Raw genomic sequence first — 19,306 nt, 5'->3', positions numbered from 1 at the left:
TGCATGGACACCACCGACATCACGCCTACCCTGCTGCGCTCCTGGTCCCTGCCCATGCCGCAGCCCGACGGCGACAAGGAAGTCCGCGGCCATTTGCTGATCGTCGCCGGCTCGGCGGAAATGCCGGGCGCCATCCTGCTGGCGGCCACGGCCGCGCTGCGCGCGGGCGCGGGCAAACTGACCCTGGCGACGGGCGCGTCGGTAGCGGCGCAAGTGGCCATCGCCATGCCCGAGGCGCGAGTCATCGGCCTGGACGAAACAGCGCAAGGCGGCTTCCGGCACGAGGCGCAACACCAGCTGGCGCCGCTGGCCGGCAAGGTGGACGCCGTGCTCGTCGGGCCGGGCATGTGCGACACGGCCGCCAGCTGCGAGCTGATGCGCCACCTGCTGCCACTGTTTGCCGCCAGCCGTCTGATCCTTGACGCGCGCGCCATGCAGGTCGTGCGCAAGCCCGCGCACTTTCGCTTCGACCAGCCCGTGCTGCTGACGCCACACGCGGGCGAGCTGGCCCAACTGATGGGTCTGTCAAAGGACGCCGTGCTGGCCGACCCGCATGCCTGCGCCGTGGACGCGGCGCGACGCTGGAATGCCATCGTCGCCCTGAAAGGCGCGCGGACCGTCATCGCCATGCCCGATGGCACGACCTGGACGCATGCGGGCGGCAATATCGGCCTGGCCATTTCCGGTTCCGGCGACACCCTGGCCGGCATCATCACGGGCCTGGCGGCGCGCGGCGCACCGCTGGAGCAGGCGTGCGCCTGGGGCATCGCCCTGCATGCGCTGGCGGGCGAACAGCTGGCCCTGCGCTTCGGTATCCTCGGCTACCTGGCGCGCGAAATCCCGGCCGAGATCCCGGCGCTGCTGCGCAATCTGGCGGCATAAAAACAACAGCATAAGCATATCCAGAAAGAATCGTTAGCGCTGGCGGGCGCCTCCCTTAAGCTCATTGCAACTGTTTCCATACGAACATTAATCGAGCCCAAAGGACACCGCCTTGTATCCGCGCCATTCAACCGCCACGCCTTCTCTTCCCGCCACGCCGCTGCGCGCCATCGTGCTGGCCTGCGCCATGCTGGCCACCGCGCCCGCCTGGGCCCAGGACGCGCAAACAAGCACAGGCACGACCGCAGAAACGGCCAGCGCCAGCATCGACCAGGTCACCGTCGTCGGTTCGCGCGCGCGCAACCGCACCGTGTTCGACAGCAGCGTGCCCATCGACCGTTTCGGCACGCGCGAAGTGAGCAATGCGCTGTCGACGGGCGACATGGGCGCGGCCCTGCAAAACCTGTCGCCGTCAATCAACTTCCCCCGCATCGAGTCGAGCGGCGCGTCCGATTCCGTGCGCGGCATCCAGTTGCGGGGATTGGCTCCCGACCAGGTGCTGGTGCTGATCAACGGTAAGCGCCGCCATACGAGCGCCGTGCTCGACACGGAAAGCAGCTTTGCCGGCACCGTGCCGGTCGACATCAATGCGATTCCGCCCAACGCCATCGACCACATCGAAATCCTGCGCGATGGCGCCGGCGCCCAGTACGGCAGCGACGCCGTGGCGGGTGTCATCAACATCGTGCTGAAAAAGGCACGCACGGGCGGCGCCGCGTCCATCAGCTACGGCGCCAACCACACGCATTTCGACCCGACAGATCAAACCCTGACGGATGGCCAGACCGTCATCGTTAACGCCGACTATGGCGTGCCGCTGAGCGAGGCGGGGTTCTTCCGCTTCGGCGCTGAAACGCGGCGCCGCTCGCCCACGGAACGGGCCGGCCCCAGCGACGCAGGCTGGACGTCCTACAACTTCACGCCGGCCGACCAGGCGCTCGACGGCAAGGTCGTGTTCAAGTCGGGCGACTCGCGCCAGCGTAACAACTATGTGTTCTACAACACCCAGCTCACCCTGGCCAACGGCCTCGACCTGTACTCGTTTGCCACCCTCAACGAACGCAAGTCCGACGGCAGCGCCTACTTCCGCTATCCGGGGGACCCGTCGAATGTACTGGCCCTGTATCCGAACGGCTACCGTCCTGTCACCAACGGCAACAAGCGCGACCTCAGCATCGTGGCCGGCGTGCGCGGCAGCGCGGGCCAGTGGAACTGGGACGCCAGCGCGCGCCACGGCAGCGACCGCTTTGACTACGGCGTAAGCCATTCCGTCAACGCCTCGCTGGGCGCGGCCAGCCCCACGCGCTTCAGCCTGGCGGGCTTCGATTTCCGCCAGAACGCCTTGAACGTCGATGCCACGCGGACCATCGACATCGGCTTGCCCGCCCCATTGAGCGTGGCCGTGGGCGCCGAATGGATGCGCGAAACCTACACCAGCTCGGCCGGCGACCCAGCCTCGTATGCGGCCGGCAGCTTCACGGATGCGCCGCCGGGCGCCCAGGCGGGACCGGGCTTGCGTCCATCGGACGCCTACGACGGCAGCCGCCAGATCCGCTCCGTGTATGCGGACGTCGAAAGCGACCTCACGCCGCGCCTGCTGGTGGGCGCCGCCGCCCGCTACTCGCACTACAGCGACTTCGGCAGCGCCAGCACGGGCAAGCTGTCCACGCGCTACAAAGTGACGGACAATTTCCTCGTGCGCGGCTCGCTGTCGAACAGCTTCCGCGCGCCTGCCCTCGTGCAGACGGGCTTCCGCTTCGCCACATTGAACTTCAACGCCGATGGCACGGCCCTGCAAACGGCGGCCCTGCTGCCGGCCAGCGATCCGCTGGCGCGCAGCTTTGGCGCGCAACAGCTGAAACCTGAGAAATCGACCAACGTCTCGCTGGGCCTGGCCTGGAAGCCGGCCGCAGCCACCAGCGTGACGGTAGACGCCTACGTAATCCGCATCCGCGACCGCATCACGCGCTCGAGCGACTTGCAAAGCGACGCCGTCACGGCTTACCTGGCAGCGAATGGCCGCAGCGACATCCAGTCCGTGGCTTACCTGGCCAATTTGCTCGACACCGCTACCCGCGGCCTGGATGTGGTGCTGAACCACGACCTGGCGTTCACGTCAGGCAAACTGAACCTGAACGCGGCGCTGAACCTGAACAAGACCAGCCTCGACAACGTGCGCCAGAGTTCCGCTGCGTTGGCCAATATCGATCCGAGTCTGACCCTGCTGACGGAGACGAGTTTGTTCCGCATCAAACATGCGTCCCCCAACAGCAAATTGATACTCGGCGCCGACTGGCAGGCAGCCGGCTGGGGCGTGCAGGCGCGCGCCACGCGCTTTGGCGAGCTGAAAGATTTTTCGTACGACAGCGATGCGCCCCTCATCGACGGCATCCCCGCACAGCGTTTCGGCGCCGTCTGGTCGCTGGACCTGGAAGGCCAGCTGAAACTCAGCAAGCAGCTGACCTTGAGCGTGGGCGGCAACAACATCCTCGACCGCTATCCGCAGCGCGTGCGGGAAACGAATAACGCCACGTATGGCGGCGCCCTGCCCTACAATTTCATCAACCCCATCGGCGTCAATGGCGCGTACTTTTACGCCAAGCTGAACTACACCTTCTAACGCCACGGAAAGAACCCATGATCATCAAGAAAATATCCCACCTCGTCGCCGGCGTCTGCCTGAGCGCCCTCATGCTGTCCGCCGCCCAGGCCGCCACACCGCTGGTGCTGATGACGGACTTCGGCACGGCCGATGGCGCCGTGTCCGCCATGCATGGCGTGGCCTATAGCGTCGATCCCCAGCTGACCATTTCGGACCTGACGCACCAGATTCCCGACTACGACATCTGGCTGGGCGCCTACCGCCTGTACCAGACAGCCAATTACTGGCCGCAAGGCACGGTATTCGTGTCCGTCATCGATCCGGGCGTGGGTACGGCGCGCAAGTCGGTGGTGCTGAAAACCAAGGGTGGACGCTACTTCGTGGGGCCGGACAACGGCCTGTTCACCCTGATCGCCGAGCGCGACGGCGTGGCGGAACTGCGCGAAATCGATGAAAAGGTCAATCGCCTGGCCGGCTCCGCCGAGTCCTACACCTTCCATGGCCGCGACGTGTACGCCTACGTGGGCGCGCGCCTGGCATCGGGCGCCATCCGCTATGAACAGGTGGGCCCGCAATTGCCAAGCGAATCCGTGGTCAAGATCGCGTATCAGAAACCGGTACGCGACGGCAATACCATCCGCGGCATCGTGCCCGTGCTGGACGTGAAATATGGCAACGTGTGGACGAATATCCCGAAATCGCTGCTCGACGAGTTGCAGGTCAAACTGCACGATCCGCTGCAAGTGCGCATCCTGCACAAGGGCAAGCAGGTGGCCAAGGTCACGGCGCCGTTCGAGCACACATTTGGCGGCGTGGCCAAGGGCAAGCCTCTCGTCTACCTGAACAGCCTGCTCGACGTGGCCGTGGCCATCAGCCAGGGCGACTTTGCCGCCAAACACCACGTCGAGTCGGGCGTGGATTGGGAAGTGGAAGTGAGCAAGGTTTCTTCGTCGAAATAAGCACGGTCCACGGCCAGGACACACAGTCCTGGCCGTTTCAAATGTTTCTACTACAGTTTGCGCTACGTCAAACCAAACGCTCTCCACGTCCCCACAACGCCGCTCATTTGTAATTGTGGTGAACCTGCGCCCACTTGCCTACTCTAAATTTTGCAAACGATGCCAGCCTTGTTCCAGACGCGCCATCTGGCAAGGCATGCTTTTCCACGACAGCATTCCACTGAAAAGGAACAATCATGACGGCTCCACTCCTGACCACCAGCAAGCTCGTTCTCGGTAGCGCCATCGTTTGTGCGCTGCTGGGCGGATGCAACAAACGTAACGACACCGACACTGGCACCGGTGCCACCACCTCGCCGAACACGACGAACCCGGCAACCGCACCCGGCACCAGCGGGACCAGCGGGACCAGCGGCACATCGGGCACCACCACGCCGGATACCACGACACCCGGCACAACGCCGGGGACGACACCAGGCACGACCAACCCCGATGGCACGACCACGCCGCCAACCACGCCACCCAACGGCACCACGCCGGGCACAGGCACGGGCACTGGTACGACCACGCCGCCGCGCAACAGTTAAGCGCAGGCAAAAAAAAGAGCCTTCCGCAGAAGGCTCTTGCAATACCACGGCGCAGCGAAAGCTGCGCCTTGGCCCGGTATTACTTTTGCAGGCTGACCGATGTCGCTTTCGGCGTGCGGCGTCCCATCAGGAACAGCACGGCCTTCTTCAGCATGCGGTAGACGAAGCGCACCAGCAGCAGAGTCAGCACGCACTCGAGCAGGGTCAAGATCATGGCCACGACCACGGGCATGCGCGCGGCGCGGCGGTGGAACTTGGCCACGGCGCCGTCGCGGGCGATCTCGATGCTGTCATAGAAGGTCGGCACAACCAGCAGGGTCAGAATCGTCGAGGTGATGGTGCCGCCGATGATGGCGATCGCCAATGGACGGTAGAACTCGCCGCCCTCGCCCAGGCCCAGCGCCACGGGGAACATGCCGGCGATCAGCGCAAACGTCGTCATCAGGATGGGGCGCAGGCGCATACGGCCTGCATACATCAGCGCCTCTTCGCGGCCATGGCCCTCTTCCTCACGCTTGCGCGCCGCATCGAGCAACAGGATGGCGTTCTTGGCGACCAGGCCCATCAGCATGATGATGCCGATAAAGCTCATCAGGTTGAGGGTGTTGTTCGTGATCACCAGCGCCACTACCACGCCGATCAAACTGAGCGGCAAGGACATCATCACGGCCACCGGCGCCGTGAAGGAACCAAACTGCATCACCAGGATCAAATACATCAGGCCGATACCCATCACCAGCGCGATCAGCATTTCCGTGAACAGCTCTTGCTGGTCCTGCCCCGCGCCACCGAGCGCCAGGCCGTAGCCGGGCGGGAAGTCGATGGAGTTGGCCAGCTTCATGGCGTCGCTCGTCACTTCGCCGTTCGAGCGGCCCTGCGCATTGGCTGACACGGTGATCGTGCGCTTGCCATTCTTGTGCTCGATGCCGGATGGCCCCTTGCCCATGGTAATGGTGGCGATCTGGTCGAGCGGCACCATTTGCGACGTGCCCGTCACGCTGATCGGCAGGCGCTCGATATTTTCCGATGCCACGCGGTCGTCGGGATGCAGGCGCACAGCCACGTCGCGCGTTTCGCCCGTCGGATCGACCCAGTCGCCCACTTCCACACCGGCAAACGCCACGCGCAACGATTGCGCCGCGTCGTTGACGGAGATACCCATCGAGTTGGCCAGGCCACGGTTGAGTTCGATCTGCAGCTCGTTCTTCGGATCCTGCTCGGACAGGCCCACGTCGACGGCGCCAGGAATCGCGCGCAGCTTGTCCATGTAGGCATTCGTAATTTCCATCAGTTTACGCGAATCCGGACCCGTGAATTCCACCTGGATCGGCTTTTGCGAACCGTTGCTCAAGTCGTCCTGGACCACGTATTCGGCGCCCACCAGACGCGACATCTTCTCGCGCAGCTCGACCGCGATTTCCTTGGCCGAACGCTTGCGGGTGTTGCGCTTGCCGATGTCGACATAGACTCGTCCACCGCCCGCATTGATGGAGCTGTTGGTATCCTTGGTTTCAGGCAAGGTGCGCGCCAATACGGCCGCCGCTTCCAGTTTCAGACGCGAATACTCGATGCTGCTCGACGATGGCGTGCGCACATTGATCATCAGGTTGCCCGAATCGGATGCCGGCAAGAAACTCGTGCCGCCATGCGTAGCGTGCAGGACAATGGCGCCCACCAGGCTGCCGAAGGCGATGACGGCCATCCAGCGGCGGTGATGCAGGGCCCAGGCGATCACGCGGCCGTAGCGGTCGGCCTGATGGTCGAACCAGTGGTTGAATTTATCGAGCACGCGGCCAATGCCTTTTTTCGGCGCCGAGTGTTCCTCGACCGGGTCGCCCCAGTAGGCCGACAGCATCGGGTCGAGCGTAAACGAGATGCCAAGGCTGACGAGCACCGAGCACGTCACCGTCAAGGCAAACGGACGGAACCATTCGCCGGAGATACCGGGCATGAAGGCCACGGGGATGAAGACGGCGATGATGGAGAAGGTCGTAGCGGCCACGGCCATGCCGATCTCGGCCGTGCCTTCCAGCGCGGCCGTGCGACGGTCCTTGCCCATCTGCATGTGGCGCACGATGTTTTCGCGCACGACGATGGCGTCATCGATCAGCACGCCGATGGCCAGCGACAGACCCAGCAGGGTCATGAAGTTCAGGGTAAAGCCGCACAGCCACACGGCAATGAAGGCGGCAATCACGGACGTGGGCAGGCTCAGCGCCGTGATCAGGGTCGAACGCCAGGAGTTCAAAAAGGCGTAGACGACGAAAATCGTCAGCACGGCGCCCAGCACCAGCGATTCGATCACGTTGTTCAAGCTATGCTGGGCGTTTTCACCGCCGTCGCGCGTCACTTGCAGCAAGGTGCCCTTCGGCAAGGTCTTGTTGATTTCCGCCACCATGTCGCGGATCTTGTTGGCCACGCTGACGGTGGACGCGTCGCGCACGCGGGTGATCGAAATGCCCACGTTGGGCTTGCCGCTGCGCATGCTCAGGCTGTTGACTTCGGCAAAGCCATCTTCGATGGTGGCCACTTGTGCCAGGCGCACGATTTCCTCGCCACGGCGCTTGATCACGACTTTCTCGAAGTCGCTTGGCGACTCGATGCGGCCCACGAGGCGGATGCTTTTCTCGTCCAGAATACCGCGCACCTTGCCCACGGGGGCATTCGTGTTCTGGTTGCGCAAGGCGGTCACGACGTCGCTGACGGACACATTGTATTCACGCAATTTTTCCGCGCGCAGCAGCACGGACAGTTCGCGCTTGAGCGAACCGCCCACGTTGACCAGCGCCACGCCATCGACGGTACGGAAGCGGTCCGACAGCACATCCTCGGCCAGGCGCGAAATTTCCGCATGGCTTTGCGAATTTGACGACAGCGCCAGTTGCATGATCGGCTCGGCGGCCGGGTCAATGCGCTGCAAGATAGGCTCGCGCATTTCCGTCGGCAACTTGTAGCGCACGGCGGCAATCGCATTGCGGATATTGTCGGACGCTTCGATCAGGTTGGTGTTGAAGGAAAACTTCAGGAAGATGCTGGCCGAACCTTCATTCGAATCGCTGTTGACTTCGGTCACGCCGGAAATGCTTTGCAGCGACTTTTCCAAGCGGTTCACCACTTCGCGCTCGACCGTGTCGGGCGAGGCGCCAGGGTAAGGAATGCTGACGACGATGAAAGGCACTTCGACGTCCGGGTTCTGATTGACGCGCAGTTTCTTGAGCGCCAGCAAGCCGACGCACATCATCGCCAGGATCAGCACGATGGTGGCCGTGGGCCGCTTGATACTGAAATCGGAAAGGAACATGGCTTAGTTTCCTTTACCGGCAACGGCGGCGCTGCTGCTGGCCACGGCGGCGGCGGGCACGGCCTTGGCTGCCGTCAATTCCACTTTCTGCCCATCCTTGAAGGTGGAACCGGGCGTGCGCAGCACGGTGTCGCCGCTGGCCAGGCCGCTTTGCACTTCCCACTGGCCCGTGCGCACGTCGCGCGCGCCGATGCGCAAGTTGACCTTATGCAAGGCCTTGTCCTTGACCTTCCACGTGTACGTGACGTCGCCCGCCTTCACCAGGGCCGAATCGGGGATCATCAGCGCGCTGACGGTTTCCGTCTCGATGCGCCCTTCCGCGTACAGGCCCGCCACACGCGGCTGTTCCTTGTCGTTGAAATCGACCAGCACGGCCACCTGGCGCGTGACGGCGTTGGCGGCAGGGTCGACTCGGCGCACCTTGCCCGCGAAATCTTGCCCCGGATAGCCATTGATGCGGAACAGCACGGGCTGGCCCACCTTGACGACGCCGATCTTGTCGGCCGACACCAGGCCTTCGAGGCGCATGCTGGTCGGATCGATGACCCGGATCAATTCCTTGCCGATTTGCGCCGTATCGCCATTCGATACCTTGCGCTCGCTCACGATGCCGTCGAACGGCGCACGCACGAGGGTGCGCTGCAACTGCTGGCGGGCCTGGGCGGCGCGGCTTTTCGCGGCGGACAGATCGCTTTGTGCATTGTTGCGGCGGATTTCCGCGTCTTCCAGCGCCTGCGTCGACGTCATGCCCGAGGCGCGCAAGGTTTTCATGCGCTGGAACATGCGTTCGGACTGCTCCAGCACCTGGCTCGAGGCGCGGCTCGCTTCTTCGGCCGAATTGAGGCTGTCGCGGATGGCCGTTTCATCGAGGCGCACGAGCACGTCGCCCCGTTTGACGGCTTCGCCATTTTCCTTCAGGACCTGGATCACCACGGCCGACACTTCGGCGCGCAAGTCCGCGTTGCGCTCGGGCTGCACGGAACCGGTGATGACAGGACCCGACGCCAGCGCATTGCTCTGGATGGTCAGCATGTCTTCCGGGGAGACCAGCAGATTGACGGCGGCGCCCGCCTGTTCCTTGCCATCCTTGCCGCCCTTGCCGGGATCTTTGGACTCTTTGCCGCAGGCGGCCAGGGCAGAAGCGATTGCCAGAACAAACAGGGTTTTGCGCAACATGGGTAATTCTCCGGATAGATAGCGCCGCGACCGTCCCGGCGGCCCGGATAGGGCTGCAGGCGATAGCAAGGCATTTATTTTTATTAAAACCACAAGCGCCAAAGTATCCATGAGCGCATCCGGGCATGTCAATCGGCGGTTTCCTGTAATGCTTTATTCAATGGATGAAACGTAGTTTTTACGCCCTGAAACGCAAAACCCCGCCTTGAAGCGGGGTTTTGCGTTTCAGGAGAAGCGAACTTAGCGGGCAAACACGTAGTTGATCAGGAAACCGATGGCCACGCCCGTGCACAGGCCGCCGGCGATTTCCACCAGGGTATGGCCCATGCGTTCGCGCAAGGTCTTGTGCGCAGGACTGGCCGCTTCGCCTGCCAGGCGGTTGATGGCGGCTGCCTGCTTGCCCACGTGCTGGCGCAGGCTGTTGGCGTCGATGATGACGATGAAGGCCAAGGTCACGGCCACGCCGAAGGCGGGGTGGCCGATGCCTTCGCGCAAGGCGATCAGGGTCGCCATGCCGGATACGACGGCGCTATGGTTGCTGGGAAAGCCGCCATTGCCGACCAGGCCGAACGCCCATTGCCGCGTGCGGACACTGTTGATCAGGAATTTGATCGGTCCGACCAGGATCCAGGTGATCAGGGGCGTGACGAGGTAAGCGATATCCACGGGGTATTCCTTCTTATATAGATGTAGAGTGTGTGTCTGGGGCTGCGGCAGCCAGACAGGCGCGCCGCAATTATCGCAGATCATCCGCGCCAGCAGAACTGTCCTTCGCCAGGCCATAAAAACGCCGCCGGCGGCGGCGATCATATAAAATCATGGCATATACAACAATTGACGTATATCAACACTGAGTGCGGCGCGCACAGCGGCGCGGATAATCAAACGTCTTCATACTTGCAACGGGGTCCTCATGCGGCATTTCAGAATTTCCTTTTTAGTCACTTTTATCCTGATGGCGGTGTCGGGCTGGTGGGGCTACAGCCATGGCGGCATGGCCGGCATGATCCAGGCGCTGTGGATCACGGGCGTGCTGGGCATCATGGAAGTGTCGCTGTCGTTCGACAATGCCGTGGTCAACGCCTCGGTCTTGCGCCACTGGAATGAGTTCTGGCAAAAACTGTTTTTGACGGTCGGTATCCTCGTGGCCGTCTTCGGCATGCGGCTGCTGTTCCCGCTCGTCATCGTATCGGTGGCCACGGGCCTGGGCCTGGTCGACGTGTGGACCATGGCCACCACGACGCCGGACGTATACGCCAAGCACCTGACGGACAACCATGCGCAAGTGGCGGCCTTCGGCGGCGCGTTCCTGCTGCTGGTCTTCCTGAACTTCCTGTTTGACGACGAGAAAGAATTGCACTGGCTGGGCTGGGCCGAGGAAAAAGTCAACGCACTGGGCACCGAAAGCCTGGCCGTGCTGATCACCATGGGCGCCGTGGCCGCCTGCGTGGCGATGGGTCCCGTGGACGAAAAATACAGCGTCCTCGCTTCCGGCATCGTCGGCATCGCCGTCTACATCGGCGTGAACTGGATCAGCGGCTTGCTGGAAGAAGGCGAACCGGACTTGCAGGATGAGGCGGAAGAAGGCGCCGCGCCGGCCAAAAACGGCAATGGCGACCTGGTAAAAACGGTGGCGCGCGGCAGTATCGGCGGCTTCCTGTACCTGGAAGTGCTGGATGCCTCGTTCAGCTTTGACGGCGTGATCGGCGCGTTTGCCATCACCAACGACGTCGTCATCATCATGCTGGGCCTGGCCATCGGCGCCATGTTCGTGCGCTCGATGACGGTCTTCCTCGTGCACAAGGGTACCCTGGACGAATTCGTCTACCTCGAGCACGGCGCCCATTATGCGATCGGGATTCTCGCCTTGATCATGCTGGCGTCCGTCAAGTACCATATTCCGGAGTGGTTCACCGGCCTGTCGGGCGTGGCCTTCATCCTGGTCTCGCTGTGGTCATCGCTGCGTTATCGCAAACGGCACGCGGCAGAAGCTTGAAATCGGGGGTTCCGCCCCCAGTTGAAAGAGTAATGGCACGAGCGCCCTGGCGCTCATCCCATGCAGGTCTGTTTGAGTTATTTATTAAAAAGGAGCACCACATGGCAATCAGTTTGCAAAAAGGCGGCAACGTCAACCTGAGCAAGGAAGCACCGAACCTGAAGAAGATCATCGTCGGCCTCGGCTGGGATCCTCGTTCAACGGACGGCGCCACCTTCGACCTTGACGGTAGCGCGTTCCTCCTGAAAAGCGACGGCAAAGTCCGTGGCGACTCTGACTTCATCTTCTACAACAACCTGAAGTCGACCGACGGTTCCGTCGTCCACACGGGCGACAACACCACGGGCGAAGGCGACGGCGACGATGAGCGCATCGAAATCGACCTGTCGCGCGTGCCGGCCGACATCGACCGCATCAGCGTCACCGTCACCATTCACGACGCCGACGCGCGCCGACAGAACTTCGGCATGGTCTCGAAAGCCTTCATCCGCTGCCTGAACGCGGAAGGCGAAAAAGAAATCGCCCGCTACGACCTGTCCGAAGACAGCTCGACGGAAACGGCGATGATCTTTGGCGAAATCTACCGCTACAACGGCGAATGGAAGTTCAAGGCGATCGGCCAGGGCTTCAATGGCGGCCTGGGCCCCCTCGCCCGTTCTTTCGGCGTCAACGCTTGATTTTTTCATGAGCTAAACGCAGCCGCCTGAATATCATCAGGCGGCTTTTTTTTGGAGATTTATCATGCCAGTATTTAGTGTCACGGGCGACGTCGATCCATTCCTGCACGTCAGCATGAAGCAGGGCGAAACCATCTATTGCGAATCCGATGCGATGGTGATGATGGAGACGGCGCTGGACTTGAAAGGCAAGATGACGGGCGGCTTGGGCAGCGCCATCATGCGCCGCTTCGCGAATGGCGAGTCGTTCTTCCAGCAGCATATCGAAGCGGTGCGCGGCAGCGGCGACTGCCTGCTCTCGCCCACCCTGCCGGGCGCCATCGAAGTGGTCGACGTGGGCGCGCGCCAGTACCTGCTCAACGACGGCGCCTTTGTCGCCGCCACTTCGGGCACGGAAATGAAGGTGCGCACGCAAAGCATCGGCAACGCCTTGTTCGCCCAGTCGGGCGGCTTCTTCGTCATGGAGACGGCCGGCACGGGACAAGTGGTGGTGTCGGGCTTCGGCTCCATGTTCCAGCTCGACGTCGAGCCGGGCAAGGATGTCGTGATCGACAATTCCCACGTCGTCTGCTGGGACAACAGCCTGAAATACGAGATTTCCGTGACCACAGGCGGCGGCGCGAGCGGCGGCGGCATCGGCGGCTTCCTCGGCAATATCGTCAACAGCGTGACCAGCGGCGAAGGCATCGTGCTGCGTTTTTCCGGCTCGGGCAAGGTGTTCATCTGCTCGCGCAACCGCGATGCGTTCCTGAAGTGGACGGCGTCGGGCAAAGCCGGCTGATTTCCTCCTTCTAAGGCCAGGTTAAGTCTGGTCGTTTAGAATCCCCGCGCGCGCACCTGCGCGCGGCTTCCCCTATTTCCACCCGGTCCCCGTACATGCAAAGAGTCTGGTTCAACAAAACATTTTCCTCGGTCGGCACGGCCATGCGTCTGATCCGCGAGGCCGACATGGCCGCGACAAACGGCGCGCCCCGCTATCACATCGTGTGCAGCAATACGAACGCGCACGCTGCCGCCTTTCTGTCCGCCCACGAATACGCGGTCGAACCGTCGGGCCTCACAGGCCTCAATTATGTCGAGTGGTGCCTGGAATTTTGCCGCGAGCGGGGCATCACGATTTTCTGGCCCGGCAAGGAAGCGGGCCTGATCGGCAGCGCCAGCGCGCGCTTCGCCGCCATCGGCACGCGCGTGCTCAGCGTGGCCAGCGAAGAGACGCTGACCCTGATGCACGACAAGGCGCGCTTCTGCGACGGCCTCGATCTGCCGATGGCGCGCCCGGCCGACTACCGCGCCGTGACCACCATCGCCGAATACGACGCCGCCTACGCCGAGCTGCGGCCGCTGCATCGCAAACTGTGCATCAAGCCGTCCGAATCCGTGTATGCCCTGGGCTTTGCCATTCTCGATGAGGAGCGCACCAGCGCCCAGCTGCTGCTGGCCGGCGCCGCCTACCAGATCAATGCACAGGAGCTGCGCAACGGCCTGGCGCAGATGGCATCGTTCAAGACCCTGCTGCTGATGGAATACCTCGATGGCCACGAATACAGCGCCGACTGCGTGGCGGACCAGGGCAAGCTCATTTGCGCCGTGCCGCGCAAGAAGCTGCATGGTGGCGGCAGCGGCCAGCTGATCGAACTGCGCGACGACCTGCTGGCGGCTTGCGAGAAACTGGCGCGCGACTACCGCTTGAATGGCGTCTTCAACATCCAGTTCCGCGAAGGCGCGAATGGCCTGGCGCTGCTGGAGATCAACCCGCGCATGTCGGGCGGCATCGGCATGGCTTGCGCGGCCGGCCCCAACCTGCCCTACCTGGCGCTGGCCGGTTTCGACCAGGGCTTTGACAAGCTCACCGTGCCCGCCGTCCAGGAAGGCATGCGCGTGGGCGAAGCCGCCTACGCCGTGGAGCTGCCATGAACATCGTCAAGCAGCAGATGCCCACGGGCGAGCTGACCTTGACAGTGGACGAGGCGCGCTTTCCGCTGGACTGGCTGATCGGCTTTGCCGCGCGCGCCAACGCCAAGCGCGGCTTCCTGTTCCTGTCCAAAGTGCTGGGCAAGCACTGGCCCGTCACGCCGCGCGCCATGCAAACCATCCACGACGACCTGGCCGCGCAGATTCCCCCTAGCCTGCCCGGTCCCGTCGTCTTCATCGCCATGGCGGAAACGGCCGTCGGCCTGGGCCAGGGCGTGTTCGAGGCATGGCTGCGCGCCAACCCGAATGGCAAGGCCCTGTTTTTGCACAGTTCGCGCTACCGCGTGGGTACGGTGCCCTTCTTCGAATTCGAGGAATCGCACAGCCACGCGCCGCGCCAGTTCCTGCATTTGTCGGACGCGGCCAGCGCCCTGTTTTCCACGGCGCGCAGCCTGGTGCTGATCGACGACGAAGCGTCGACCGGCAACACCTTCGCCAACCTGGTGCAAGTGTGCCGCGCGCGCTATCCGCAGCTGGAAAAACTGCACCTGGGCGTGATCACCAATTTCATGGGCCGGGCCGCCAACGCGGGCTTGAGCGAGCGTTTCGGCCTGCCCACCAGCATCGGCGCGGCGCTCTCCGGCCAGTATGCATTCCAGGCCGGCGACGCGCCAGCTCCCGTGGCGGCCAGCGCGCAGCGCTTCGAGGCGAATGCGGAACGGGGCGCGAGCCCCGCGTTCGGGCGCATCGGCGTGGGCCGCGCCCTGGCGCCGCCGCAAGGCCTGGCCGTGCAACTGGCGCAGGAAATCGGCGCCGGCGACTCCGTGCTCGTACTGGGCACGGGCGAATTCATGCACCCGTCGTTTTTGCTGGCGCGCGAACTCGAAGCGCTGGGCAAGAACGTCGTGGTGCAGTCGACCACGCGCTCGCCGATCCTGTCGTGGGGCTCCGTCGGCCACATCGTCAACTGCGACGACAATTACGGCGAAGGCATCGCCAACTACCTGTACAACGTGGCGCCTGGCCAGTACCAGCACGTTTTCATCTGCCATGAAACCCCGGCCAGCCCGGCCCTCATGCAACTCGCCGGCCAGTTGAACGGCCGCCTGTTCCACTTTCAGTCAGAGACCAAAATTGAAGAAATTCCTGTTTGTTGATCTGGACGACACACTGTTCCAGACCCCGAAAAAATGCCCGGGCGAGACCGACCTGCAAGCGGCCGCCTATTTGAAAAATGGCGACGCCTGCTCGTTTACGACGGCGCGCCAGCGCGCCTTCTTTGAATTCGCGCAAAGCGGCATGACCCTGATTCCCGCCACTGCCAGAAATGGCGACGCCTTCCGCCGGGTCGACCTGCCGTTTACCAGCTACAGCGTGCTCGATTACGGCGGCATCGTGCTGCAGCCGGGCGGCGCGCTCGACTCTGGCTGGCTGGCCCTGATGCAGGACGACATGCAGACGGCCTTGCCCGGTCTGCGCGACGCCATGCGCATCATCGACGATTTCCAGGTCAAGACGGGCATGCCTTCGCGCGCGCGCCTGATCGAAGACTACAACACGCCGTTCTACATCGTCGTCAAGGACCATGAAGCGCGCGGCGAACGCCTGGCCGACATCGAAGAGCAGGTGCTGCAGCAGTGGATCGCCACCGAAGGTACCGACTACTTCATCCACCGCAACGGCAACAACCTGGCCGTGCTGCCGAAGACCTTGAACAAGGCGCGCGCCGTGGCCTACCTGCGCGCGGAACTGGAAGCCGAACATGGCCCCATCGTCAGCTTCGGCATGGGCGACAGCCGTTCGGACGCCTGCTTCATGGCCGCCTGCGACTACGCCATCATCCCCAACGGCACCCAGCTGGCGGCACTCACGGTGGCGGCGCTATGACCGGCGGCACGCAGCATTTCAGCGGCAGCTACCGCCAGGAAGACGTGGAGTTTCTGCTCACGCCGATGGCGCTTGAGCCGATACGCGACCTGGCCGAAAAAGAGCGTTTGATCCAGTCCGGCCAGCGCCACTACAGCGAAATGCTGTCGCCCGAGTCCTTGCCCTCGCCCGCCTACCTGGCCCTGTTCCAGAGCGCGTTTGCGGCCAACCGCCTGCAGATGGCGCGCGACTGCCTGCGCCTGGCCGCGCTGATCGCGGCGCGCCGCACGGGCCCCATCACGCTGGTGTCGCTGGCGCGCGCCGGCACGCCCGTAGGCGTCATCCTCGGGCACTTGCTGCGCCAGGTGTTCCAGCGCGAATGCAGCCATTATTCCGTCTCCATCATCCGCGACCGCGGCATCGACGCAAACGCCCTGCAGCACATCCTGGCGCAGGGCCATGCGGCCGACTCCCTCGTCTTCGTCGACGGCTGGACGGGCAAGGGCGTGATTTCGCGCGAACTGCGCCAGACGGTCAATGACTTCAATGCCGCGCATGGCACCGCGATCGACGGCGGCCTGTTCGTGCTGTCCGACCTGGCCGGCACGGCCGCCTGCGCCGCCTCGGCCAGCGACTACCTGATCCCGTCGAGCATTTTGAATGCCACCGTCTCGGGCCTCGTCAGCCGCTCCGTGCTCAACGAAGCCATCGGCCCGGACGACTTCCATGGCTGCGTGTACTACGCGCAGTTCGAGCAGCACGACCAGTCGCGCGCTTTCGCCGACGGCCTGGTGGCCGACGCCGTGGCCATTGCCGCCAGCAGCGGCGTGCCGCTGGCCGAAGCGAGCGATGCGCCAGCCATGGCGGCCCGCTCGCAAGCCTACATGGCTGCCACGCAGCAGGAATACGGCATCAGCGACATCAATCTGATCAAGCCAGGCATCGGCGAAGCGACGCGCGTGCTGCTGCGCCGCGTGCCCGAGCGTCTGATCGTGCGCGACACGAATGCGCCGGACGTGGCACATTTGCTGCTTCTGGCGCAGGAAAAAGCCATACCCGTCACAGTAGAACCGGCGCTGCCTTACCAGGCGGTCGCCCTTATCAGGAGCGCAGTCGATGGATAACAACTCCCTACACCCACAAAGTGAGCATAAAGCGGCGCTCGGCGCCTCCATGTATGTGCCGACCACGCACAAGGATTTGCTGGCAATCGCCAATGGCGACAAATTCAGCCATTTGCGGTCGGTGATCCTTTGCACCGAAGACGCCATTGCGGAACGCGACCTCAGTTACGCGCTGTTCAATCTGTCGCTGGCGCTGCAAAACATGTGCGACGACTCGGATACCTTGCGCTTCGTGCGCGTGCGCAATCTCGACGTACTGGCGCGCGTGCTGGCCATGCCCGGTGCCGATAAATTGAGCGGCTTCGTGCTGCCGAAATCCACGCGCAGCAATTTCAACGCGTATTTCGAGCTGGTGCGCCACACGCACCATCTGCTGATGCCGACCCTGGAAACGGCGGAAGTATTCGACGACGAGGAAATGAAGCAGTTCCGCATCATCCTGTCCGCGCCGGAAGTGCGGCGCCGCATCCTGGCCCTGCGCATCGGCGGCAACGATCTGCTGGCCCTGCTGGGATTGCGCCGCCCCACCAGCGGCACCATCTACCAGACGCCGCTGGGCCAGGTCATCGGCCGCCTGGTCACCATCTTCAAACCGCACGGCTTCCAGCTGACGGCGCCCGTCTTCGAGCACCTGTCGCAGGGCAGCTGGCTGGACGCGGAAGTGGCGCAGGACATGGCGCACGGCATGATCGCCAAGACGGCCATCCATCCGGACCAGGTGCCGCAGATCGAACGCCACTACCAGGTGGCGCAGTCGGACATCGAACTGGCGCTGCGCATCATCGACCCGGACAGCCCGGCCGTGTTCCGCATGCAGGAATCGATGTGCGAAGTGGCGACCCATTCCAGCTGGGCGCTGCGCATCATCGAGCAGGCGCGCCTGTTCGGCATCCGCCATGCGGCCGATGGCGCCGCCGCGCACCATCCGACTACCTCATTGACTCAACTCTCCAGCGACGAAGGGATTGCACGACCATGACCAATTTCACACGCGGACAAAAAGGCAAACTGGCCGACCTGGGCTTGAACGGCCCGTTTGCCGTCACGCTCGATATCGTTTCGGGTTCGATGGAAGTGGACGTCAGCTGCTTCGGCGTCGATGCGGCCGGCAAGCTGTCGGACGACCGCTACATGGTGTTCTTCAACCAGAAAAGCGCGCCGGACAACGCCGTCACGGTGGAGCTGAATGGTCCCCGCTCCACCTTCCAGGTGGACCTTTCCCGCCTGCCCGCCACGATCGACAAGCTGGTGTTCACGGCGGCGACGGAACAGGGCAGCATGCGCGCGCTGGGCAACTCCAGCATGGCGCTGGGCCAGGCTGCCACGTTCGCCTTCACGGGCAACGACTTCCAGGACGAGAAAGCCGTCATCATCGGCGAACTGTATCGCCGCGACGGCAGCTGGCGCTTCGGCGCCGTGGGCCAGGGCTTCGCGGGCGGCCTGGCGGCGCTGCTGAAGCACTTCGGCGGCAGCGAAGCGGGGGCGTCCTCCCCGGCGCCAGCAGCGGCTTCCGTACCTGCGCCAGCAGCTCCGCCTGCGGCGAATAAAATCTCGCTGTCGAAAATCCGCCTGGAAAAACGCGGCGACAAGATCTCGCTCGACAAGCGCGACAGCGGCGGCTATGGCCGCATCAAGGTGAACCTGAACTGGAACCAGAATGCGTCGCAAGGCCAGGCGCCCGCCTCGAAACTGGACACGGGCTTCCTCGGCAAGCTGTTCAACAAGCCGGCCGGCCGTTCGGGCGGCATCGACCTCGATATCGGCTGCCTGTTTGAAATGAGCAATGGCAGCAAAAGCGCCGTGCAGGCACTGGGCAACAGCTGGGGTGCCTACGACCGTCCGCCGTACATCCACCTGGAAGGCGACGACCGCACGGGCAGCATCAGCAGCGGTGAAAACATCTTCATCAACGGCACCCATTTCGACCAGATCAAGCGCGTGCTCGTCTACGCCTTCATCTACGAAGGCGTGCCGAACTGGGCCGCCACCGATGGCGTCGTGACGATCGAGATTCCAGGCCAACCTACCGTGGAAGTACGCCTCGACACAGACAGCTCGCACGCCATGTGCGCCATCGCCATGCTGGAAAACCACGGCGGCAACCTGCAGGTGACAAAATTGGTGGAATACTTCGGCGGCCAAGGTAAAATCACGGCGCACCAGGCCATGGACGAACGCTACAATTTCGGCCTGAACTGGAAAGCCGGCCGCAAGGACTGATCCTT

Annotated in this window: 16 protein-coding genes; 13 read left to right on the top strand and 3 right to left on the bottom strand. The window is 63.4% G+C overall.

The genetic code is table 11. The features are described 5' to 3' along the window. Nucleotides 1–3 precede the first annotated feature (3 nt). From ACQ4WO_RS26310 to ACQ4WO_RS26295, 4 genes are all read left to right on the top strand, one after another. Nucleotides 4–882, top strand: coding sequence for an NAD(P)H-hydrate dehydratase (locus tag ACQ4WO_RS26310; RefSeq protein ID WP_436483882.1), 879 nt, complete (start codon nt 4–6; stop codon nt 880–882). Nucleotides 883–994: 112 nt separating this feature from the next. Further along, complete coding sequence (locus tag ACQ4WO_RS26305) at nt 995–3,502, top strand: TonB-dependent receptor plug domain-containing protein (protein WP_436483881.1); 2,508 nt, start codon at nt 995–997, stop codon at nt 3,500–3,502. A 17-nt stretch (nt 3,503–3,519) separates the two neighbouring features. Beyond that, nucleotides 3,520–4,443: an SAM hydrolase/SAM-dependent halogenase family protein gene (locus ACQ4WO_RS26300; RefSeq protein ID WP_436483880.1), complete on the top strand. Its 924-nt coding sequence runs from the start codon at nt 3,520–3,522 to the stop codon at nt 4,441–4,443. A 236-nt stretch (nt 4,444–4,679) separates the two neighbouring features. After that, complete coding sequence (locus tag ACQ4WO_RS26295; protein ID WP_436483879.1) at nt 4,680–5,030, top strand: hypothetical protein; 351 nt, start codon at nt 4,680–4,682, stop codon at nt 5,028–5,030. Nucleotides 5,031–5,109: 79 nt separating this feature from the next. Here the strand turns inward: ACQ4WO_RS26295 and ACQ4WO_RS26290 are convergent, their stop codons facing one another. The 3 genes from ACQ4WO_RS26290 to ACQ4WO_RS26280 all read right to left on the bottom strand — a co-directional run bounded on the left by ACQ4WO_RS26290 (nt 5,110) and on the right by ACQ4WO_RS26280 (nt 10,173). Then, a complete protein-coding gene (locus ACQ4WO_RS26290; protein ID WP_436483878.1) occupies nt 5,110–8,331 on the bottom strand; it encodes an efflux RND transporter permease subunit in 3,222 nt (1,073 codons plus the stop codon). Between the two features lie 3 nt (nt 8,332–8,334). Beyond that, a complete protein-coding gene (locus ACQ4WO_RS26285; protein WP_128140100.1) occupies nt 8,335–9,507 on the bottom strand; it encodes an efflux RND transporter periplasmic adaptor subunit in 1,173 nt (390 codons plus the stop codon). 240 nt (nt 9,508–9,747) lie between these two features. After that, nucleotides 9,748–10,173, bottom strand: coding sequence for a divergent PAP2 family protein (locus tag ACQ4WO_RS26280; RefSeq protein WP_436483877.1), 426 nt, complete (start codon nt 10,171–10,173; stop codon nt 9,748–9,750). Nucleotides 10,174–10,420: 247 nt separating this feature from the next. Here ACQ4WO_RS26280 and ACQ4WO_RS26275 point away from each other — a divergent pair, with 247 nt between their 5' ends. The 9 genes from ACQ4WO_RS26275 to ACQ4WO_RS26235 all read left to right on the top strand — a co-directional run bounded on the left by ACQ4WO_RS26275 (nt 10,421) and on the right by ACQ4WO_RS26235 (nt 19,301). Further along, on the top strand, nt 10,421–11,503 hold the full coding sequence (locus ACQ4WO_RS26275) for a DUF475 domain-containing protein (RefSeq protein ID WP_436483876.1): 1,083 nt from the start codon (nt 10,421–10,423) through the stop codon (nt 11,501–11,503). A 101-nt stretch (nt 11,504–11,604) separates the two neighbouring features. Next, on the top strand, nt 11,605–12,180 hold the full coding sequence (locus tag ACQ4WO_RS26270) for a TerD family protein (RefSeq protein ID WP_128140103.1): 576 nt from the start codon (nt 11,605–11,607) through the stop codon (nt 12,178–12,180). 64 nt (nt 12,181–12,244) lie between these two features. Then, nucleotides 12,245–12,961, top strand: coding sequence for a TIGR00266 family protein (locus ACQ4WO_RS26265; RefSeq protein ID WP_035826041.1), 717 nt, complete (start codon nt 12,245–12,247; stop codon nt 12,959–12,961). 95 nt (nt 12,962–13,056) lie between these two features. Beyond that, nucleotides 13,057–14,094: an ATP-grasp domain-containing protein gene (locus tag ACQ4WO_RS26260; protein WP_436483875.1), complete on the top strand. Its 1,038-nt coding sequence runs from the start codon at nt 13,057–13,059 to the stop codon at nt 14,092–14,094. After that, complete coding sequence (locus ACQ4WO_RS26255) at nt 14,091–15,248, top strand: phosphoribosyltransferase domain-containing protein (protein WP_436483874.1); 1,158 nt, start codon at nt 14,091–14,093, stop codon at nt 15,246–15,248. Before ACQ4WO_RS26260 ends, ACQ4WO_RS26255 begins: the two co-directional genes overlap by 4 nt. Continuing rightward, nucleotides 15,226–15,978 (top strand): HAD family hydrolase, encoded by a 753-nt coding sequence (locus ACQ4WO_RS26250; RefSeq protein WP_436483873.1) that lies wholly within the window; start codon nt 15,226–15,228, stop codon nt 15,976–15,978. The genes ACQ4WO_RS26255 and ACQ4WO_RS26250 overlap by 23 nt, the downstream gene beginning before the upstream one ends. After that, on the top strand, nt 15,975–17,081 hold the full coding sequence (locus tag ACQ4WO_RS26245; RefSeq protein WP_436483872.1) for a cysteine protease StiP family protein: 1,107 nt from the start codon (nt 15,975–15,977) through the stop codon (nt 17,079–17,081). The genes ACQ4WO_RS26250 and ACQ4WO_RS26245 overlap by 4 nt, the downstream gene beginning before the upstream one ends. A 49-nt stretch (nt 17,082–17,130) precedes the next feature. Beyond that, a complete protein-coding gene (locus ACQ4WO_RS26240; RefSeq protein ID WP_436483871.1) occupies nt 17,131–18,060 on the top strand; it encodes an HpcH/HpaI aldolase/citrate lyase family protein in 930 nt (309 codons plus the stop codon). Next, nucleotides 18,057–19,301 (top strand): TerD family protein, encoded by a 1,245-nt coding sequence (locus ACQ4WO_RS26235; RefSeq protein ID WP_436483870.1) that lies wholly within the window; start codon nt 18,057–18,059, stop codon nt 19,299–19,301. The genes ACQ4WO_RS26240 and ACQ4WO_RS26235 overlap by 4 nt, the downstream gene beginning before the upstream one ends. Nucleotides 19,302–19,306: the final 5 nt, after the last annotated feature.

The organism is Janthinobacterium aestuarii, from assembly GCF_051380835.1.
GTDB classification, from domain to species: Bacteria; Pseudomonadota; Gammaproteobacteria; order Burkholderiales; family Burkholderiaceae_D; genus Janthinobacterium; species Janthinobacterium aestuarii.
This window is presented reverse-complemented; position numbering and strand designations above follow the sequence as displayed.